General features: G+C 63.0%; 18 protein-coding genes. 4 read left to right on the forward strand and 14 right to left on the reverse strand.

Going from position 1 to position 19175, the window contains the following annotated elements:
* Positions 1-276: 276 nt before the first annotated feature.
* The 9 genes from P3T23_RS41415 to P3T23_RS41455 form a co-directional block, all read right to left on the reverse strand.
* Positions 277-837, reverse strand: coding sequence for a phosphonate degradation HD-domain oxygenase (locus P3T23_RS41415; RefSeq protein ID WP_429321847.1), 561 nt, complete (start codon positions 835-837; stop codon positions 277-279).
* Between the two features lie 4 nt (positions 838-841).
* Positions 842-2296 (reverse strand): phosphonoacetaldehyde dehydrogenase, encoded by a 1455-nt coding sequence (gene phnY, locus P3T23_RS41420; RefSeq protein ID WP_429321848.1) that lies wholly within the window; start codon positions 2294-2296, stop codon positions 842-844.
* The gene (gene phnA / locus P3T23_RS41425; RefSeq protein ID WP_429321849.1) at positions 2293-3552 is read right to left on the reverse strand and encodes a phosphonoacetate hydrolase; all 1260 of its coding nucleotides are present in this window, start codon (positions 3550-3552) and stop codon (positions 2293-2295) included. Before phnA ends, phnY begins: the two co-directional genes overlap by 4 nt.
* Before the next feature lie 22 nt (positions 3553-3574).
* A complete protein-coding gene (locus P3T23_RS41430) occupies positions 3575-4321 on the reverse strand; it encodes a phosphonate utilization associated transcriptional regulator (RefSeq protein ID WP_429321850.1) in 747 nt (248 codons plus the stop codon).
* A 75-nt stretch (positions 4322-4396) separates the two neighbouring features.
* Entirely contained in the window at positions 4397-5260 is an 864-nt protein-coding gene (gene phnV, locus P3T23_RS41435; RefSeq protein ID WP_429321851.1) for a 2-aminoethylphosphonate ABC transport system, membrane component PhnV, read from the reverse strand.
* Positions 5250-6191, reverse strand: a complete 942-nt coding sequence (locus P3T23_RS41440) for a 2-aminoethylphosphonate ABC transporter permease subunit (RefSeq protein ID WP_429321852.1) — start codon at positions 6189-6191, stop codon at positions 5250-5252. Before P3T23_RS41440 ends, phnV begins: the two co-directional genes overlap by 11 nt.
* Complete coding sequence (gene phnT / locus P3T23_RS41445; RefSeq protein WP_429321853.1) at positions 6169-7269, reverse strand: 2-aminoethylphosphonate ABC transport system ATP-binding subunit PhnT; 1101 nt, start codon at positions 7267-7269, stop codon at positions 6169-6171. The genes P3T23_RS41440 and phnT overlap by 23 nt, the downstream gene beginning before the upstream one ends.
* Positions 7270-7368: 99 nt before the next feature.
* The gene (phnS, locus tag P3T23_RS41450; protein ID WP_429321854.1) at positions 7369-8457 is read right to left on the reverse strand and encodes a 2-aminoethylphosphonate ABC transporter substrate-binding protein; all 1089 of its coding nucleotides are present in this window, start codon (positions 8455-8457) and stop codon (positions 7369-7371) included.
* A 91-nt stretch (positions 8458-8548) separates the two neighbouring features.
* A complete protein-coding gene (locus tag P3T23_RS41455; RefSeq protein WP_429321855.1) occupies positions 8549-8749 on the reverse strand; it encodes a hypothetical protein in 201 nt (66 codons plus the stop codon).
* A gap of 36 nt (positions 8750-8785) precedes the next feature.
* Here P3T23_RS41455 and P3T23_RS41460 point away from each other — a divergent pair, with 36 nt between their 5' ends.
* Positions 8786-9898 (forward strand): 2-aminoethylphosphonate--pyruvate transaminase, encoded by a 1113-nt coding sequence (locus P3T23_RS41460; protein WP_429321856.1) that lies wholly within the window; start codon positions 8786-8788, stop codon positions 9896-9898.
* A 13-nt stretch (positions 9899-9911) separates the two neighbouring features.
* Here P3T23_RS41460 and P3T23_RS41465 read toward each other — a convergent pair whose 3' ends face one another.
* Positions 9912-10667: a DeoR/GlpR family DNA-binding transcription regulator gene (locus P3T23_RS41465; protein ID WP_429321857.1), complete on the reverse strand. Its 756-nt coding sequence runs from the start codon at positions 10665-10667 to the stop codon at positions 9912-9914.
* A 154-nt stretch (positions 10668-10821) separates the two neighbouring features.
* On the opposite strand from P3T23_RS41465, the gene P3T23_RS41470 reads away from it, so the two are divergent.
* Positions 10822-12378 carry an ABC1 kinase family protein gene (locus P3T23_RS41470; protein WP_429321858.1) on the forward strand — a complete coding sequence of 519 codons (1557 nt, stop codon included), beginning with the start codon at positions 10822-10824 and terminating at the stop codon, positions 12376-12378.
* 116 nt (positions 12379-12494) lie between these two features.
* A complete protein-coding gene (locus tag P3T23_RS41475; protein WP_429321859.1) occupies positions 12495-13376 on the forward strand; it encodes a DMT family transporter in 882 nt (293 codons plus the stop codon).
* Positions 13377-13412: 36 nt separating this feature from the next.
* On the opposite strand, the gene P3T23_RS41480 is transcribed toward P3T23_RS41475, so the two are convergent.
* Positions 13413-14432: a L,D-transpeptidase gene (locus tag P3T23_RS41480; RefSeq protein WP_429321860.1), complete on the reverse strand. Its 1020-nt coding sequence runs from the start codon at positions 14430-14432 to the stop codon at positions 13413-13415.
* Positions 14433-14690: 258 nt separating this feature from the next.
* Here P3T23_RS41480 and nadE point away from each other — a divergent pair, with 258 nt between their 5' ends.
* The gene (nadE, locus tag P3T23_RS41485; RefSeq protein ID WP_429321861.1) at positions 14691-15542 is read left to right on the forward strand and encodes an ammonia-dependent NAD(+) synthetase; all 852 of its coding nucleotides are present in this window, start codon (positions 14691-14693) and stop codon (positions 15540-15542) included.
* Positions 15543-15621: 79 nt separating this feature from the next.
* On the opposite strand, the gene P3T23_RS41490 is transcribed toward nadE, so the two are convergent.
* The 3 genes from P3T23_RS41490 to P3T23_RS41500 all read right to left on the reverse strand — a co-directional run bounded on the left by P3T23_RS41490 (position 15622) and on the right by P3T23_RS41500 (position 19141).
* Positions 15622-15888: an RNA-binding protein gene (locus P3T23_RS41490; protein WP_429321862.1), complete on the reverse strand. Its 267-nt coding sequence runs from the start codon at positions 15886-15888 to the stop codon at positions 15622-15624.
* Between the two features lie 838 nt (positions 15889-16726).
* Positions 16727-17332, reverse strand: a complete 606-nt coding sequence (locus P3T23_RS41495) for a hypothetical protein (protein ID WP_429321863.1) — start codon at positions 17330-17332, stop codon at positions 16727-16729.
* 153 nt (positions 17333-17485) lie between these two features.
* On the reverse strand, positions 17486-19141 hold the full coding sequence (locus P3T23_RS41500; RefSeq protein WP_429321864.1) for a S10 family peptidase: 1656 nt from the start codon (positions 19139-19141) through the stop codon (positions 17486-17488).
* Positions 19142-19175 lie beyond the last annotated feature (34 nt).

A 19175-nucleotide genomic window follows, 5' to 3' on the forward strand; every position in this document is an offset into this window, starting at 1 on the left:
CCCCGCCCTGCGTCGCTGCATCAGCAGCAGAGAAACGAGATTATGAAGAACTTCCGCTACGTCGTCAACAGGTTTTTTAACCGCCCCAGCCTGCCGACCACCTCGCAAAGCCTTGCCAACCCTGGCTTCCCGCTTCCCCGCGCCTTCTTCTGAAAGCGCGAAAGACCGGAATTCTAGCCAGCCTCCCGCACCCTTGCAAGCGTTATTTTGATATGCATGGATTTCGGTCGAAGACGCCCACAGCGGGCAAGACGCGCAGTACGCAATCTGCTTGCGTCAGACAGTCAATTGCTTCTCCATCACCCGCTCGACGACGCGTAGATAGTGCTCGATATCCGGCGTCGACCGGTTCGCTTCTTTCGCCCGGTCGTCCCACTTGCGCAGGCGCAGGGCATCTTCCGCGTAAGGCTTCTGAAGAAAAGCTTGCGCCTCATCCGGGCTGTAGATCCCGCCCTGCAACTCCAGGCTGCGAACCGAATCCGCCGACAGCAGCCCAAAGTACGTTTCGTCGACCGCGCACAGACAGCGCTTCGCGTCCACGTGGAGGCGGATCGGCTCCAATACTGCTTCCGGCAGGCCCGCCCGCAGGAAAGGCAATATGAAATACTGGTGAAGATCGTCGACGCCGCGCGCCGTCGGCGTTTCGCCCTGCCGGTTCAGCAGATGCCCAAGGTCATGCAGGAATGCCGCCGCGACCAGTTCGTCGCTTGCGCGTTCCTCCTCAGCGAGCGCGCCGCTTTGCAGCGCATGTTCAAGTTGCGTCACCGGCTCGCCGCTGTAAACCAGGTTGCCGTGTTGCTCGAAGAGCGTACGGATATCGTCCAGACTCAAGGCCACTCCATCACTCCCACGGTAGTGAAAACGTCTTCAGGTTGGTGAAGCTCTTCATTGCTTCCTGCACCCCTTCCTTATATCCAAGCCCCGAATCCTTGATGCCGCCGAACGGCGTCAGCTCGATGCGGTACCCCGGCACTTCCCATACGTTGACCGTCCCGACGCGCAATTCATTGACGAAGCGCGTGATCGCGTCCTGCCGGTTGGTGCAGACGCCTGACGAAAGCCCGAACGGTGTGCCATTACTGATGCGAATAGCGTCATCGAGCGTGTCGAACGCGATGATCGGCGACACCGGACCGAAGGTTTCCTCGCGCACGAGCGTCATGGCGGGATCGACCTGGTCGACGACGGTCGGCGCATACAGTGCGCCATTGCGCTCGTTGCCCACGAGAAGCCGGGCGCCCTGTGCAACCGCCGCATTGACGCGCGCTTCGAAGAGCATCGCAGCGGCTTCGTCGATGACGGTGCCCATCTGGTTCGCGGCGTCGAACGGATCGCCGTATGACCAGGCTCGCGTCTTTTCCACCACTAACTCGGTGAAGCGCGACGCGACGCTTTTCTGCACGAGCATTCGCTTGACGGCGGTACACCGCTGCCCGGAGTTCTTGTACGAACCCTGAACCGCGAGCGTTGCCGCGCGCTCGAGGTCGGCATCTTCGAGCACGATCAGAGGATCGTTGCCGCCGAGCTCAAGCACGACGCGCCGGTAGCCCGCCTTCGCGGCAATCTCTTTGCCGATCGCGACGCCGCCAGTGAACGTCACCAGTTCCGCGAGCGGATTCGTGACCAGCTCGTCGGCGATTTCGCGCGGATCGCCGGTCAGCACCTGGAGCATTGGCTCGGGCAAACCCGCTTCGTACAGAATGTCCGCGAGGTAGAACGCGGACAGGGGCACTTTCTCCGACGGCTTCAGCAGCACACGATTATTCGTCGCGATGGCAGGCGCGACCTTGTGCGCGACCTGGTTCATCGGATGGTTGAACGGCGTGATGGCGACGATCACGCCAGCAAGCGGCTCGCGCTGCGTGAAGACGCGGCGCTTCCTGCCATGCGGCGTGAGATCGCAGGAGAAACTCTGGCCGTCGTCGCGCAACGCTTCGATCGACGAAAACTTCAGCACGTCGGCAACGCGCCCGATCTCGTAGCGCGAATCCTGTTTCGACAGACCCGACTCGCGCGAGATCAGATCGGACGCTTCCTCAGTGCGCTCACGCAACAGCGCCGCCGCGCGCTCGAGGATCTGCGAGCGCTCGTAGCGCGTCAGCTTCGGCTGATACCCAGCCGCGTAAGTCAACGCACCGCGCACATCGTCGACGCTGGCGAGCGGCACCGTGCCGACCCGTAGCCCGGTGTAAGGATCGAACACATCGAGCGCACGCTCGCGAACCGCACGCTCACCCTTCAAACGCAGCGCTTCTGCACGAAACGCCGGATGATCCTTGTGAGCAGGCGCATTCATGACGCCACCACGTGGTTCAAAGAGAGATCGAAGATGTCGAAGTTGCGCAGACGCTTGCCCTCAGTCGACGCACGATCGATCAGGCGATTGAAAATCAGCGGCACTGTCTGCTCCGACAGACCGCCGTGCGAGCGCAGCGGCACAGTCAGACCGGAGAGGTCGTGCTCGTCGCGCCGCGTGCCGAGCACGACATCCTGCCGGCTGATCACGACAATGTCGCCGACCCGGTCGTTCGGCAATTCGAAACGCTCGCACGCCGCCTTGTTGTCGAGCACGACCTCAATACCGGGCAGACCGCCGATACGTTCGATCACCTGTGCAGCCCTCACCTCGCGCGGCAGGTAGATCGTCGCAAACGAACCCAGCGCACCATGATGAACGACGTAGGGATCCGTAATCGGCAGGATGACGCGTGCGGCGCGCGCGCCGAGCCAATCGTCGAGCACATCCTGCAGGTAGATCACGTTCGGCTCGCCCGTCTTCGAATCGTGTTTCGCGTTCATGCCATGATCGGCAGTCAGCGCAACCACCCAGCCGAGCTCGTCGAGTCGCGCGAGGTAGCCATCCATCATCGCGTAGAACGCATTCGCGCCTTCGGTGCCCGGCGCGGCCTTGTGCTGCACGTAGTCGGTCGTCGACAGATACATCAGGTCGAGCTTGCGTGTTTCAGCGAGGCGCACGCCCGCGGCGAACACGAACTCGGACAGTCCGGCGCTGTACACATCGGGCACCGGCAGGCCGACCAGACCCAGCACATCGTCGATGCCGTTTTCTTCGCCGGTGACGGTATCGGCCTTTTCGGCGGAAAAACAGATGCCCTTCATCTGCCAGCCCAGCAGGCGGCGCAGTTTGTCCTTGGCTGTTACGACCGCGACGCTCGCCCCTGCGTCCGCCGCCGCAGCCAGCAATGTGCCGGCGCGCAGATAGGCAGGATCGTTCATCATCACTTCCGCCCCTTTGCCGCCGTTCGCATCCGGGTCCCAGAAGTAGTTGCCGCAGATGCCATGCACCGACGGCGGCACGCCGCACACGATCGACAGGTTGTTGGGGTTCGTGAACGACGGAATCACGCAATCGCCCTTGAACGCCGCACCGCCGCGCAGCATCTTGCCGATGAACGGCGCGACGCCGGCCGCGACCGCGGCTTCGAGATAGTCGTACTCGCAACCATCGACGCACACGACCACGGTCGGCGTCGACGGAAGCCGGTATGCCCGGCCGTTCACTTCGATACTGCGTTCAGATTGGCTTGCCATCGTAGTCATCCATGTGCATCGGTTACGCGCGTTCTTCATCGGTCGAGGCCGACAACGTCTCGCGCACAGAGCGTGGTCCAGCCGGCTCACAGGCGTCGTGCGCGCGTTGCCGACCGCCGTTCACATGCGCATGCATCAGTGCGGCAGCGTGATCGCCGTCACGCGATGCAAGCGCGGTCAGAATGGCGCGGTGCTCGCTGAGCGAACGCTCCATCGCGTCGGTGTGCGCAACGAGCGCGGCACGCCGGAACAGACTCAGTTCGCCGACGAGCCGCCGGTACGTCTCATACAGCTTGGCGTTGCCCGCCGACGCCACGATTGCATCGTGAAACGCGACGTTGGCGCGGGCGTACTCGTCGTGATTCTGCGCGTCCAGCGCGGCACGCATCGCATCGACATAGACCCGCAGCCTCGCAAGCTGCGCCGCGTCGATGCGCGCCGCCAGCATCCGGCACGCCGCCTCTTCAAGCACCGCACGGACCGCGTAGATCTCGTCCGCCTCAGCAAGCGACACGATCCGCACGAACACACCACGGTTTTTCTCGGTGCGCACCAAACCGGCCTGCTCCAGCGCGCGAAACGCCTCGCGCACCGGCCCGCGCGACACCTCCAGCCGCGCGGCCCAGTCGGCTTCATTGAGCTTGTCGCCAGGAGCAAGTGCCCCCTCTACGATGTGGCGCTCAATCTCGTCGCGGACCAGTTCCGTCAGCGTGTGCCTGCGGACGACAGCAATCGGATCAGCTGAGACTTTTTCCATATTTTCGGTCATTTCGACATTTTTTGCCACATCGATATGCGCTGTGCGCCGAGGTGGCGCGCAACCCGGGACATCAGAGGCTCCCCGTCAGTCCAGGCGACGGCGCGGGACCCGCGCTGCGATCAGCAGCAACGCAGCGAGCGAGACAAGCAAAAGAATCAGCGAAAGAGCGGAAGCCGGCAGGTAGTAACCGCGTTCGACCTGTCCGACGACAACGATCGGCACGGTTGCAAAGCCCGGCGGATAAACAGTCAGCGTCGCACCCAGCTCGCCGAGCGACAGCGCAAAGCCGAGCGCGAGGCTCGCGCGTATCGCGGGAAGCAGTTGCGGCAGCACCACCCGGCGCAGCACCATCGATGGCGGTGCCCCCAGACTCGCGGCCGCTTCACGCAGCACGGTCAATTCGGGCCTCAGCGCGGCGCTGGCGCAGCGATAGCAGAACGGCAACACCAGCGCGAGCTGCACGAACACGACGATCGCCGCCGAACTCGACAGATCGAGAGGCGCCTTGTGATACGCAATCAGCACCGCAAGCCCGAGCACGACGCTAGGCACGCCGTTCGGCATCATCGCGATCGTGTCGACGATCGCGCCGAGACCGCGGCGGTCACGCCCTTCCAGCGCCAGCGCGAGCCACAGCCCAAGCGCGGTGCCCAGCACGGCGACACCGAAGCCGATCTCGAGACTCGTGGTGAGCGCGTCGAAATCGCTGGAACCGAGGCGTTCGAACCAGCGCATGCTGAAGCCGTCGGGCAGGATCGTGCCCGACCAGTGGGCAGCCACGCTCGACAGCGCAACCACGCCTACCGGCAGCACGAACAGCCAGAAACACATCAGCGCGGCGAGGCCCAGCAGCACGGAACCCATAATGCGCGTCAACAGACTGCGCTTCACCGGACGTGCGCGATGATGGATGACCGGCAACGGTACCGGATCGAGTTCAGCGTCCATGGCGCGCGCCTCCCGCTGTGCGTCGATTGACCTGCCGGTACAGCGCATACAGCGACAGTGACATCGCCAGCATGACGACGGCGCCCGCCGCCGCAGTCGGCAAGTCGAGGTCGACTGTCGCTGCGCTGTAGATCGCCACCGGCAGCGTGATCAGATGCGCGCTGCCCAGCACCAGCAGAATGCCGAACTCATTGAGCGTCAGCAGAAAACAGAGGATCGTGCCCGCGGCGATGCCCGGCCATGCGAGCGGCAGGATCACGCGGAACGCGACCATCCAGCCGTGAGCGCCAAGACTGCGCGCCGCTTCGATCAGACGCATGTCGAGCGTCGCGAACGAAGCGAGCGTCGGGCGCACGACAAAGGGCGCGTAAAACACGACTTCAGCCAGAATCACACCACCGATGCCGAACAGGAAATTGAGCGGCGGTGCCTCCAGATGAAAAAGTCGCTGCAATCCGATGCTGACCGACCCCTGCGAGCCATACAGAAAAATCAGCGTGAACGCGACGAGGAACGACGGAAACGCGACGAACAGTTCAAGAAACCGGGTCACCATCCGCGCGCCCGGAAACGGCTTGAAGAAGAGCAGCGACGCGAGCCCCACACCCAGCAGCGACGCAAGCCCCGCACTGGCGAAGAGAATCAGCAACGTCGTGCCGATCACGCCGCTCGTTTCCGGATTCTGGAAGAAGTGCGAGTAGGCACTGAAGCTCAGTCCGTGCGTTCCCGCCAGACTCAGCAGCACGAGCCGCACGAGCGGATAAATCACCACCGGCCCAAGCACGACGACCGCAATGAACAGCAGGTGCCATTGCGCCGCGCGCTCGCGACGACGCACAGCCGCCGTATGCGCCGCACCGCTCTTCGCGCGATGCGCTTCGGCGAGCGCGCCAGGGCTGTCAGGGGTGTTACCGGTTGATAAGGACGACATCGTCTGCCTCGTATTGCAAGGAAACGCGCGCGCCCTTTTCGGGCATCATCCCTTGGCCCCGCTGCGTAGTGACGAGAACGGGCTCGTTCGGCGTCGCGTCGAGCGCGACCGACACCGACAGCACCGCGCCGTACCATTCGACCGAAGCGATCGTGCCGTGCAATTGCCCTTCGCCGAGCGGCACGATGCGCATGCTCTCCGGGCGCAGGCACGCGACGCGCTCGCGTTCGCCGTAGCGCGCGTCGTCGAGCGGAAACGCTACCTGCGGCGGCAGCAGGTTAGCCGCGCCCAGATAGCGCGCGACGAATGCATCGTTCGGGGTGTCGTACAACTGCTGTGGCGTACCGAGCTGCGCGATGCGGCCTTCGCGCATCAGCAGCGTGCGATCGGAGAGCACCAGCGCGTCATCCTGATCGTGCGTCACGCAGACGATCGTCAGATTCGGCAGACGCTCATGCAGCGACTTGAGTTCAGAACGCACCGACGCACGCAGGTTGGCGTCGAGCGCAGAGAGCGGCTCGTCGAGCAGCAGGACATCGGGCTCGATGACGAGCGCGCGCGCAAGCGCAACCCGTTGCTGCATGCCGCCCGACAGTTGCGCCGGCATCACATGACCGGCATCGCCGAGCTGCACGAGCTTGAGTGCATCCGCGACGCGCCGCGCCACGTCCCTGGCCGACGTGCGGCGTGCCTTGAGGCCAAACGCGACGTTCTCGAATACCGACAGATGCGGAAACAGCGCATAGCTCTGGAACAGCAGGCCCAGATTGCGTTTATGCGGCGGGACATGCGTGAGATCGCGCCCCGCGACCGTCAGCGTGCCCGCCAGCCCATCCGCTTCGATGAACCCGGCGATAAAACGCAGCAGCGTCGTCTTGCCGCAACCGCTGCGTCCGAGCACGGTCAGCAATTCGCCGCGCTGGATCGTCAGCGACAGATCGTCGAGCACCGTGCGCGAACCGAAGCGCACGGTCAAATGGTCGATCTGTACACCGCGCGGCGTGTCCGGACGCGAGTCGACAAGCGCGTCCGGTGAGGCGCCGAGGACGCCTCGATCAGCAAGACTGGCCGTATTCACCGGGTTCATCCTCCAACGTTGACCATGCTACTGGCTGCTTATATTGCCAACTTCGGTTGCTAACGTCGGTTGGCAACTTCGGCTGCAAATTCCAGTTGCTTACTTCGGCTTGACGACTTCGAGCTGCTTGTCCGAACTGCCAATCACCTCACTCTTCCAGCGGGCCGTCCAGTCAGCCTTCTTCGCCATGACCTGATTCCAGTCGACCGGAATCACCTTCACGCCAGCCGTCGCCTTCTTCACGATCTCGCCGTTCTTGCCGGAGAGCGCCACGTCCGTACGGCCCGGGATGCCGAAGATGTCCGGCACCTTCGACTGCACTTCCGTCGACATCAGATAGTCGATCAGCTTCTTGCCTTCCGCCTGGTTCGGACCGTTCTTGATCAGACCGATTGCATACGGGAGCTGGAACGTCGTCGGCTGGCCGCCCTCGACCGACAGGAAGATCGGCTTCAGCGACAGGCCACCGTTCGCTGCATCGTCGAGGTCCATCTGCAGGTCGCCGTTCGCGAACGAGATTTCGTTACGCGAGAGCAGCACGTCGAGGTAGCCCGTGCCCTTCGTGTGGAACTTGGCGCTCTGCTCGAGCTTCTTCAGGTAGTCGAATGCCTTGTCTTCGCCCATCAGCGACGTCGTCAGGATGATGACGGCCATGCCGTCGCCCGCCGTCGCCGGGTTCGAATACGCAACCTTGCCACTGTAGTCCGGATGCAGCAGGTCAGCGAACGTCTTCGGCTCGTTCTTGACCACTTCCGGGTTGATCGCGAACGAGAAGTAGTTGTTGACGAACGTCGCCCACTCGCCGTCGTTTGCCTTCGCGATCGCCGGAACGTTCTTGTAGTTCACGCTCTGGTACGGCTGCAGCAGACCGGACTGCCCCGCCTGCTGGATGAACGGCGGTAGCGTGACGATCACATCGGCCTTCGGCGCATCTTTTTCGATCGTCGCGCGGTTCACCACTTCGCCGCTACCGGCCGTGACGATATTGACCTTGACGCCTTCCTTCTTTTCGAACGCCGGCAGCACGTCCTTATAGAGGTTCTCGAGACCGTCGGCCGTGTACAGCACCACGGCGTCGGCCGCATGTGCGGGCAATGCCGCGCCGCCGAACGCTGCTGCCGCCACGAGTGCCGGCAGCAGTTTGCGGGCGAAACCGGCTGTCGCGTGAAGGTGATTCTTCGTTGTCATGTCGCTCTCCGAAAGGCAAAAACCAGACGGTCGGGAAAACCCCATACCAGTTGTGATTGAAAACGGCGCTCACGCCGTGCCCTTTTTGACGCTACAGCCGGATTGCAGATTGCTGACAATCCAGCAGTTTCTTCTCCAGCGAGACATCCAGCTTGCGGACAGATCCGGCGCACGGTGCCTTGCCATGAAAGGGCATGGCAAGAATCACAGGTTTCCGTGACAGCGGCATGACTATTTTCACGAATTCCACAAAATGACACAATTCGCCAATAATATGCGTACCATCTTCCACATGCCATAGTGCAAATTTTCTGACTACGGAGGTTCTGTGATTCTCGGAAACGATCCAATCCTGCTGACACCGGGGCCGCTGACAACCTCACCGGCAACCCGTCAGGCCATGTTGCGTGACTGGGGCTCGTGGGACGCGGCGTTCAATCGCATGACGCAAACAGTCTGTACTGATCTGGTCGAGATCGCACATGGGGAAAATGACTATGTATGTGTCCCGATGCAGGGCAGCGGCACGTTCGCGGTCGAAGCCGCCATCGGCACGCTGGTGCCGCGCAACGGCTGCGTGCTCGTGCCGAACAACGGGGCGTATTGCGCGCGCATCATCAGGATCCTGCAGTGCATGGGGATTGCCGTAGTCGAACTGGCTCTGCGCGAAGACGAGCCGGTCAGCGCGGCTGCGATCGAGGACGCGTTCAACCTTAACCCGCGCATCACGCACGTCGCGCAGGTCCATCTGGAAACGAGCGCCGGCCTCCTGAATCCGCTCGATGAGATCGCCGCGCTGTGTCAGCGTCATGGCAAGAGCCTGATCGTAGATGCGATGAGTTCGTTCGGCGCCCTGCCGATCGACCTGCGCAAGGGCGGCATCGATGCGCTCGTTTCGGCAAGCGGCAAGTGCCTCGAAGGTGTGCCCGGAATGGGCTTTGTGATCGTGCGGCGCAGCGTGCTGGAAGCGAGCGAAGGACGCTCGCCTTCTCTCGCCCTCGATCTGCACGATCAGTATGTGTACATGCAGAAGACGACGCAGTGGCGCTTCACGCCGCCGACGCACGTTGTCGCCGCCTTGCGCAACGCGCTCGACCGCTTCATCGCCGAAGGCGGCCAGCCGGCGCGCGGCGCGCGCTATGCGGAGAACTGCAGGACGCTGGTGCAGGAGATGAAGGCGCTTGGCTTCGAGCCGTTCCTGAACGCCGACATGCAGGCGCCGGTGATCGTCACCTTCCATGCGCCGAACGATCCCGCGTGGCGGTTCGCGGACTTCTACGCCGCCGTGCGCGATGCGGGCTATGTCCTTTATCCGGGCAAGCTTACGCAGGTGGAAACGTTCCGCGTCGGCTGCATCGGCGCCATCGATGCGAACGACCTGCACAACGCCGTCGCGGCGATCGACCGAACACTGAAGAGACTGGGCGTGCGCGTGCGCTGAAGGCGCTGATCGCTCAGGCGATCAGTATTTCCGGACCGCGCGCCGCGATGGCTTTCGCGAGCGCGCGATCCGGCGCGAGTTCGGTGACCAGATAGCGAGCCGTCTCGAAGCCGTTGATGCGCACAGGCGTGACACGCCCGAACTTCGAATTGTCGGCGACCACGACCACCATGCCCGCCGCTGCGATCATCCGGCTGCGTACCTCAGCGGCCATGCGCGAGTAGTCCGTGAGCCACGCGTCCGACGAGATGCCGCCCGCGCCGACAAACGCAAAATCCGCGTGATACTGGCTCAATTGCTGCACCGTATCGAGACCGAAGGTGGCGTCTTCAAGGTCCGCCAGTTCCCCTCCGAGCAGCGTGATGCGGTTGTCGTTGCGCCGCCCCAATAACAGGGCGATCCGCCAGTCGTTGGTATAGACCGTGAGCTTGTGCCGGTCGGTGAGCGCCCGCGCGACCGCCTGCGTCGTGCTGCCCGAATCGATGATGACCGATGCGCCGTCCGGCACAAGTTGTGCTGCGCGCTCGCCGATTGCCCGCTTGGCGCTGGCGTTGGCGGCCTCCCGGGTGTCGAGATCGGGCTCACGCCGCTCACTCGACAATGCGCCACCGTGCGTCGTCACAATCAGACCTCGCCCGGCGAGCGTATTGAGATCGCGGCGAATGGTTTCGCGCGACACGTTCAGTTCGCGGACAAGTTCAGCCACGGACAACGCGCCGGTTTTGGCGACTTGCGACAGGATGTACTGGTGACGTTGTTCTGCGAGCATCGCGGTGGGTGCCGGGCTGACGGCACGCGTGAGTTCGGAAGGCCGGCGTATTGTAGTACGTGACAGCCCGCAACGCTCCATCCGGTGCGCTTCCCTGCTACCCTGAACGCTCCTGCCGCAGCTGTCGATGCGCGCCTAGCCGAACGATCTGCCAATGCCTCCCCTGCTTCGCCGACTACTGTTGCTGTTTCACGCGCTGCGCTACGGCGCACGTCTTCTCTGGCTCGCGGCGCCGCAGCACCACAGGCTGCACTGGATTGCGACCCTCGCCATCCGCATGCATCAATCCGACGGGGCGCGCGCCAGCCTGCACGGCGTGCTACCACGCCTCGGACCGCTTGCGAGCGGGTTCGCCGAGGCGCTGGCGGAACACCCCGAACTCGCCACGGGCACCCTGCACGACGCCATTGACGCCATCGAGCATCTCGAAGCGCCGCTGCCACCGCAGGAAGTCGAACGGGCCTTGAGCGCCGCTTTCGGGCGGCCGCTCTCCGCCCTCTTCTTCTCCATCGACCTCACGCCGGTTCGCAACGGCTTTGCCGAACAGACGCATGTCGCGCGTCTCGCCCAGCCGGTCGACGGCCATCGCAACGTCACCGTCAAGCTGCTGCGCGCCGCGGACGTCCAGCAGATCGGCGACGAAGCGGCGCTGCTGCGCTGGGTTGCACGCTGGCTTGAAAAGCTGTCGGGAACGGCGCGACGTCTCAATCTGCGCGCGCTGGCGCAATCGTTCACCGACGACGTGATGCGCCGCTTCGACCTGCGCGCGGAAGCGGCCAACCTGAGCCAGACCGGCCACCACTTCACCGGTGACGCGCGGCTGGTCGTGCCCAACGTGATCTGGGACCTGTGCACGACGACCACGTTGACCATGCAAAGGATCGACACGCTGTCGTGCGCTGACATCGTCGGGCTGCACGCGCATCACATCAAGCTTGCGACGCTTGCGGCGCACATCGTCGAGGTGGTGGCGCAGCAGGCTTTCGAGCACGGTTTCTTTCACGCGGCGCTCGATGCAAAGCGCGTGCGCGTGAGCATTGAGCCGGACTCACTGGGTCGTCTCGTGCTGGAGGACTTCGCAATCATGTCCAGCCTGTCGTCGCAGGAACGCGAGTTCTTCGTGCACGGCGCGAGCGCATTGTTCGAGCGGGACTACGGACGCCTCGCCGCACTCCATTGCAACGCCGGCCACGTGCCGCCCACGACGCGCACCGAGATGCTCGAAGCCGAACTGCGCACCCGCGCCGAAGCCCACTTCGCGGACGAGCCTGAACAACGTTCAGCCGGCGCGCTTTTCCATCATCTGTTGCATGCGGTCCAGCCATTCGACGGCGCGGTATCGGCGCGTCTTTCAAACGCGCAACGTTCGTTCGAACAGGCTGAAGCGCTTGCACGCGCACTGCATCCGGGCGTCGATACGTGGAATATCGCGCGGACCGCACTGGCCGGCATCGCGCGACGCGATCTTGGCCACCGGGGCTGGATCCGGCGCATTTCGCAGGAGTTGCCCCACCTCGCGCACATCGTGCCGCGCGTGCCGCAGCTGGCGGTGCGCTACCTGAAGCACCAGCACGATCAGACTGCCCAGCATCAGCACGCCCAACTCGCGATCGATCTCGAACGGGAATCGCGCCGTACGCGCAGGCTGCTATGGGCATGCGCGGGGTGTGGTGCCGTGCTTGGGCTTGGCGCCGCCTTGCTGCTTCGATAGGTATTCGGGATTACCGCGTCTCGACCAGCCGGTTGTGCAGGCTCGAACAAGACCTACCCGCGGGCGCCGCGCAATACTACGGACCTTTGATACGCGGTCCGACCGCCTGATGTCCGATGCTTGCCACTTTCAACGCTGCTGTTTTTGTCGTGCTGTGGTCGACGGGGTTTGTCGTCGCCCGGGCGATCACCCCGTTTGCCGATCCCAATCTGTTCCTGCTGGCGCGCTTCAGCGGAACGGCGCTGCTGTTCGCCATCGCCGCACTTGTCGCGCGTACCGCGTGGCCGACTGGACGCGATCTCGGCAAACACCTCTTTGCGGGCGCGCTGCTGCAGGGCGTTTATCTGGGCGCGGGCTACTGGGCCGTCGCCCAGGGACAAAGCGCGGGTGTCATGGCGCTGCTCGGCGCGCTGCAGCCACTCTTGACCGCCGCCGTCGCAGCGCGGCTTTTCGGCGAGCGGCTGTCACGAAGGGGCTGGGCCGGAATGGCGCTCGGCCTGGTCGGGGTCGCGCTCGTCCTCCAGCCGAAACTCACTGCTGCTGTCATGCCGACAACGCATGGCAACGTGCCGTCGTGGATCGTGGCTGTCATTTCGGTTCTCGCGGTGGTCGCGATAACGGCAGGCACATTGTTCCAGAAGACCTCGCTCGCGAAAGCCGACATCCGCAGCGCCAGCGCCGTCCAGAATTCCGGCGCAGCCATCGTCGCCGCGATCCTCGCGCTTGCTCTCGGCGAGCATCGCTGGATTCCGTCGCCGCAGTTGTGGGCATCGCTCGCGTGGGGGATCGTGATGCTGTCGGGTGTCAGCGTGACGCTGCTCGTGTGGATGGTCCGGCGCGGCGACGCGTCCCGTGCAACGGCGCTGCTATTTCTCGCGCCGCCGCTCGCCGCGCTTGAAGGCTATTTCGGCTTCGACGAAAGACTGCTGCCGGTGCAGATCGCCGGCTTCGTCGCTGCGCTCGCGGGTGTCTGGCTTGCGCGCTCGGGACGCCGGTAGAGGCGACAGCGGCGGCATGAGTCAACGCCTGCCGCGTCAATCCGCCTTGTCTCCACCCGGAGGCACCTTCGCGTGAGCTTTCGCGCCCGGCGCGGGGGACCACGCGGGCCGCGACTTACGCTCCGAATCGACTACGACGATGTAGCGTCCCGCCCATGGGGTGACCTGACGGTCCGAATGCAGCACCCATAGCGAATTGCCCGACGACACCAGCGCTTCGTATTCGGCGTCGAGAATGCCGTGATGATCGAGGAACACGTTGAGCGACGCTGGAATGCGCACACAGCCCTTCGAGTGACGAATGCCAAGCAGCGGTTCCAGCCGGTCGGGATCGGTTGCGTGCATCTGGAAGCGCATCTGCGAGAAGCCGCCCTTGCCCCACCCGCGCTCGCCTTCCGCCCAGCCCAGGTCGAAAATGCGCATGTCATGCTGGCCATAGCCGCGAATACCGTTCTGGTTCATCGTGCCTTCGGCGCGGAAATCCATGTTGTCCGGCGTGTGTTCGAATACGCCGAGCGGCGTGATGAAGTGATCGAACTCGCCCGGCCGCCCGGTCGCAACCGGCGACGCACCGATCATCTGCCACCTGTCGGCCGGCGCCGCGCGGAAATAGATGAAAAGAGCCTGCACGTTGGCGTTGCGGTCGACCAGCACCACATATTCGCCTGACAGCCCGCCGAGATCCTTCGCGGTGAGCGCCGCCTGCAGGCGTGCCCCGTAGGCGGCCTGCTCCGCTGCGGGCACCTTCAGGCGGCGGGTCACCTCGCGGGCGAACGCATCGCGCAACAGCAGCGCATGCCGCGGATCGACGACACCCGCAGCATCCGGTGTCGCAACCACCGTCGACGCGGCGCCGCCATCTGCGGTTGCCGCATGCGTGGTCTTTGCGGGGCCCGCACCCAACGCGGTCGAACACGAGAGCGCACACAAGCCGACGCTCAACGCGCCATGAATCAATCTGCGCCGCACGGCCAGGTGGACATCACCCAGTGAAGTTGCGGATTCCGGAAACTCTCTGTTTCTGTGCGCCTGATCGTGGCGCCTATTGTTGTTCATCACGTCTTCGAGCAAACCCGCTTATGATTAACCGGCCTCCGGCCTGCACGGGCGCGGGCCGGAGGTTTTTCACCGGACGTACCGGCAATAGCATTTTCAAAACCTGAAAAATGCAGCCTGATTATCCGGCATTCAACTGGCATTGCATCAGATTCAATCCGGTTTAACTCGGACGACATATTCCATACATTTTGTGCCATTAAACCAGACAAAACGGAAGAACTGCGAGCGGGGCGACCTTTCTAGAGGAAAAAATCGATGACTCACCAGGATCCGGCAGCACGGCAGCGGCGCATCATTGAAGAGATGCATGTGACGCAGGAGTTCGACGCGCACCGGGAAATCGATCGCCGCGTCACGTTTCTCGCGGACTATCTGCGGGCCAGCGGCTTGAAGACCTACGTACTCGGCATCAGCGGCGGTGTCGATTCGACCACTGCCGGGCGTCTGGCGCAGTTGACCGTCGAACGTCTGCGCGGGGAGGGTTACGCGTGCCGGTTTGTAGCCATGCGCCTGCCCTACGGTACGCAGCACGACGAAGCGGACGCACAGCAATCGCTTGCTTTCATTCGGGCCGACGAAACGCTGACCGTCGACATCAAACCCGCCGCCGATGCGATGCTTGGCGCGCTGAACGCCGCCGGCACGCAGTTCGCAAACCATGCGCAACAGGACTTCGTCCACGGCAACGTCAAGGCCCGGCAGCGGATGATTGCTCAATACGCGGTGGCGAGCGCACGCTCAGGCGTGGTGATCGGCACGGATCACGCGGCCGAGTCGGTGATGGGGTTCTTTACGAAGTTTGGAGACGGCGGCGCTGACGTGTTGCCACTGGCCGGTCTCAACAAGCGCCGCGTCCGTGCGCTGGCACGTGCGCTTGGCGCATCGGAAACGATGGCGGAAAAGATTCCGACTGCCGACCTGGAAACGTTGCGTCCTCAAAGGCCCGACGAAGATGCGTACGGCATCACATATAACCACATCGACGATTTTCTCGAAGGCAAACCGGTCAGCAAGAACGTGTACGAGGCAGTGTTCCGCTTCTACGACGCAACGCGTCACAAGCGGGCGTTGCCCTACACGCCGTTTGACTGGCCGGCTGCTGACTAGCGCCCGCGACGAGCGCGTTCCGCAAAATCGCGCTCGACCACGAACGCCCGTTGCCGGGCTTCGTGGCACGTCCCTTGTACTAATGCCGCGCTGGCGGCTCGTCGCCGAAAAGCGGCGAACTCGCTTCGAGCGACGCGCCTTTCAGGTGAAGCCCCTGCATGTGACGGGCAATCACCTCGCCGACGTAAGGCTCGTCCGCATCCAGTTCGACGACCGCATATGCATTCGGCGTCCCCGCCTCGTACACCGCCACGTCAGCAGCGTAGTGTCCGAGTTCCTTGCGCAGAAATTCGCGCACTTCCTGCTCGGTGCACGACGCGGGGATGTTCCGGACGGTCAGGTTCATGTCGGCGACTACCGCTGCCGGATACGACCTTCAGTGCTGCGCACGCGCACCGGCTGGAGGCGCGCACGCCTGCTTTTCGCCGCTACGTGTCCGATAATCGCCGTTCCGAATAAAGCCAACGAAACATAAAAGGCAATCATTTCAAATATCTCCCGTGCATTTCGTCTGATGTCAGGACAGTCAGAACCTGCTGAAAACTCGATGCGACAATTCGCCTTGAAGGGTACAACGCCTTGCAGACTCAACGGCGACAATGCATCCGGGCCGAATCAAAAAAATGGAACGCTGTATTGACCCGCTCGCGCCTTGTCGGGGGAAGGGCAAGGAACTATTAATGAACTGTACCTGATTAAGCATCAGAAGAAATAGCGGAAACATAGTTTTTGCCACACCTCGAAAACTCCCAAACAGGGTCGCAACGGGATCTGGCAATATCGGTTGTTTTACGGGGCGGCCGGCATACACATCAGTTGTATGCCGGCATCGTCCGCCGCCCAGGCGGGGGGCGAACGCGAGGGAAAGGGCCGGCCGCGTTGGTGCAACCGGCCCTCGCAAGCTGTTACGCGCGCAGCGGCAATTCACGCGCGTAACAGTCACAATCGGGACGGCGGCCTGACGTAAGTCAGTCCGCCGTTTCTACATTCGCCGCACTGACCCAGTAGGCCGTCTGGTTAGCCGGGACGCGCACCCGCACCGCGTACGGGTCGGCGACGCCGTCGCAGCAGCACTGCCCAGCATGCTGGCAAAAGTTGCCATCAAGGCGGCGAAGCGTTTTCTATTCATGTTGATTCTCCGCGGACAAGATTCGCAGTATCGAATGAACAGGAACGCAGCCACATCATGAGCCGTTATCGTTGCCGCTGGCTTCGGGTTCTGCGCCGCCTGCGTCGCATGACGTTCGCGAAAACCGCGAGTACACGGCGGGCCAGTCGCCGGCTATGGTCGCCTGCGCTTCGCTCAACGTGATCTGGCCAACGCATACGCAGCGCTTGAGCTTCGCAGTCAGCAATTCCTTGCGGCGTTCGCCACGGTGGCCCGCCCAAGGCAACAGGCCAAGGTTGGCGGGCGCGTCCGGAGAACCTCCAAGTACGATAGGCACGCGACGGTCTAGCGCGTAGCGTGTGCCTTCGGCGGAATCGATGCCGTGCTGCGCGAGCAGGCGCTCCTTGTAGTCCATCATCTCGTCGAGCGGCGGCGAAACGGTATCGGCATAGCCGGGACGACAGATCGTATCGGCCACCGATTGTTGCGTGACTTGCTCGTTGAGCATCGAGGCGTCCTGAGCGCTCACCTGACCGATGCGCAGCGCCGCGCCCGCGCCGAACGCGACGATTGCGCCGATGCGGACAACACGCGCTACCGCACGGCGCGGCTCCAAAACCGCCGCCTTGCGCTGGATCATTCTGATTGCCGCGCTCTCCGCTGTGCGGCCAACGACTGCCATTCCTGCATTCATTCGACGACGCACCCTTAGGTGCGCGAGTAGTTGAATTCAGCGTCCAATTAAAACACTTTCAATCTCGGCGCGCAGAAACGGGCTCCCAGGCGACCCGCGCGCCGCCATGAACCTGCGGACGCGCGTCACGGAAGAAAGGCCCTAGCCCGCAGCCTTGCGTGCCTGCAGTGCGCGGATCCGGGTCATCGCACCCGTATCCGCAACGGCCGACTGATACATCTGTGCGAGATCGGCTTTCAGCGCAGTACGTGAGGCCCCGTCGAGATAGATCATGTGCCCCGACGGATAGAACCGCGCCGACAGATTCTGGCGCACCTGCTGGCTGACGAGCGGCATCTGCTGCAGGTCGAGAATCGTCTGGTAGAACGGCGTGACGAAGTCGTAGAAGCCGTTTGCAGACAGCACCTTCAGATCGACGTTGAGTGCCATCACCGCCGCCAGGTCGCCCGCCGTATAAAGGACGATGTTGCCATTCGAATCAACGCCTTTCTGCGCACCGGTGGGGTCAATGTGGCTGAAGTCCCAGTTCGCGAAAGCCTGGTCGTTAAGGTCGGTGAACGACGAATTCGATGTGAACTTGAGCTGCTCGTTCAGATAGGTATTCCACATCGTCGTATAGACGCCTGTGACGGCGGTCATGGTCGGGTCATTGCCGCCCGAGTTGGGGTCGATCTTGCCCGCAATGCCGGTTTCGATGCCAGTCACACGGCCGTCGTATTCACCCAGCGCCAGACCCTTCGATCTCAGCAGCGTCGTCAGAAAGAGCGAATTGCCCCGGCTGTCATAGGCAGCAATATCGAGGCTCCACGCAAGGAGGGTTGTTTTGTCGATGCCGGTGTATTCGCTGAGTTTTTCGACAATTGCGTCGTCGGTGGCGGGGAATTTGCGCAGTGCCGCCAGATAGTCGGTGCGCGCAAACTGTGCGACTTCTTCGGCGAATGTCCCGAGATCGGGCGGCGTCGGCGCGATTCCGAGCTTGCGGTGGTACCAGGCATCGGCCGCGGCCGTCGGCAACGCACCGACCGGATTGCCTGACTGGGTGTAATCGAGAATCGACGACTGCAGCGTGACGCCGTTCAGATCGACACCGTCCTCGTGGAGCTTGTACGCAAGCACGCAACTGCGCGCGGTGCCGTATGACTCACCGAACAGGAACTTTGGTGAATTCCAGCGATTGTTTTTCGTCAGAAAGCGTTTGATGAACTGCTTGATCGAGTCCGCATCCTGGTCGACCCCCCAGAAATCGCGGTTCTTTTTCGGCGCAATCGCTGCCGAGTAGCCCGTGCCAACCGGGTTGATGAACACCAGGTCGCTTTTGTCGAGCAGACTGTCCGGGTTGTCCTCCATCGCATACGGCGCGGGCGGCGTAAAGCTTGGCATCGATGTCTTGATCCGCCGCGGCGCGAACGAGCCGAGCAGCACGAACACGGACGAAGAACCCGGGCCGCCGTTATAGAAGAAAGTGACGGGACGCGTCTCTTCCTTCTGCCCGTCCTGCGTGAACGCAACGTAGAACATCTTCGCGCTGGGCAGCGAACTGCTCGGGTCGACGGTGACGAGGTGCCCGGCCGTCGCCGTATAGTTGATTTTGTGCCCGCCGATCGTCACGGAGTTCTTCGTAATGGCGGCGTTTTCGGTGGTGTCGGTCACCGAATCGTCTGGTCCGTTACCGTATGCGACCGGATCGAAGCAAGGCTTGTCCCCCGCCCGATGCGGCACAGCAGAGGGCATCGGCGCTTGCGTAGCGTGGGAGTTCGGAGACTGCGGACTGCCGGAAGCTGACTCGGGATTCGTCATGATCGCTCCATCGGATTCGTTGACGTCATATAAA

It is taken from the genome of Paraburkholderia sp. GAS448 (assembly GCF_050435685.1).
Classification (GTDB): domain Bacteria; phylum Pseudomonadota; class Gammaproteobacteria; order Burkholderiales; family Burkholderiaceae; genus Paraburkholderia.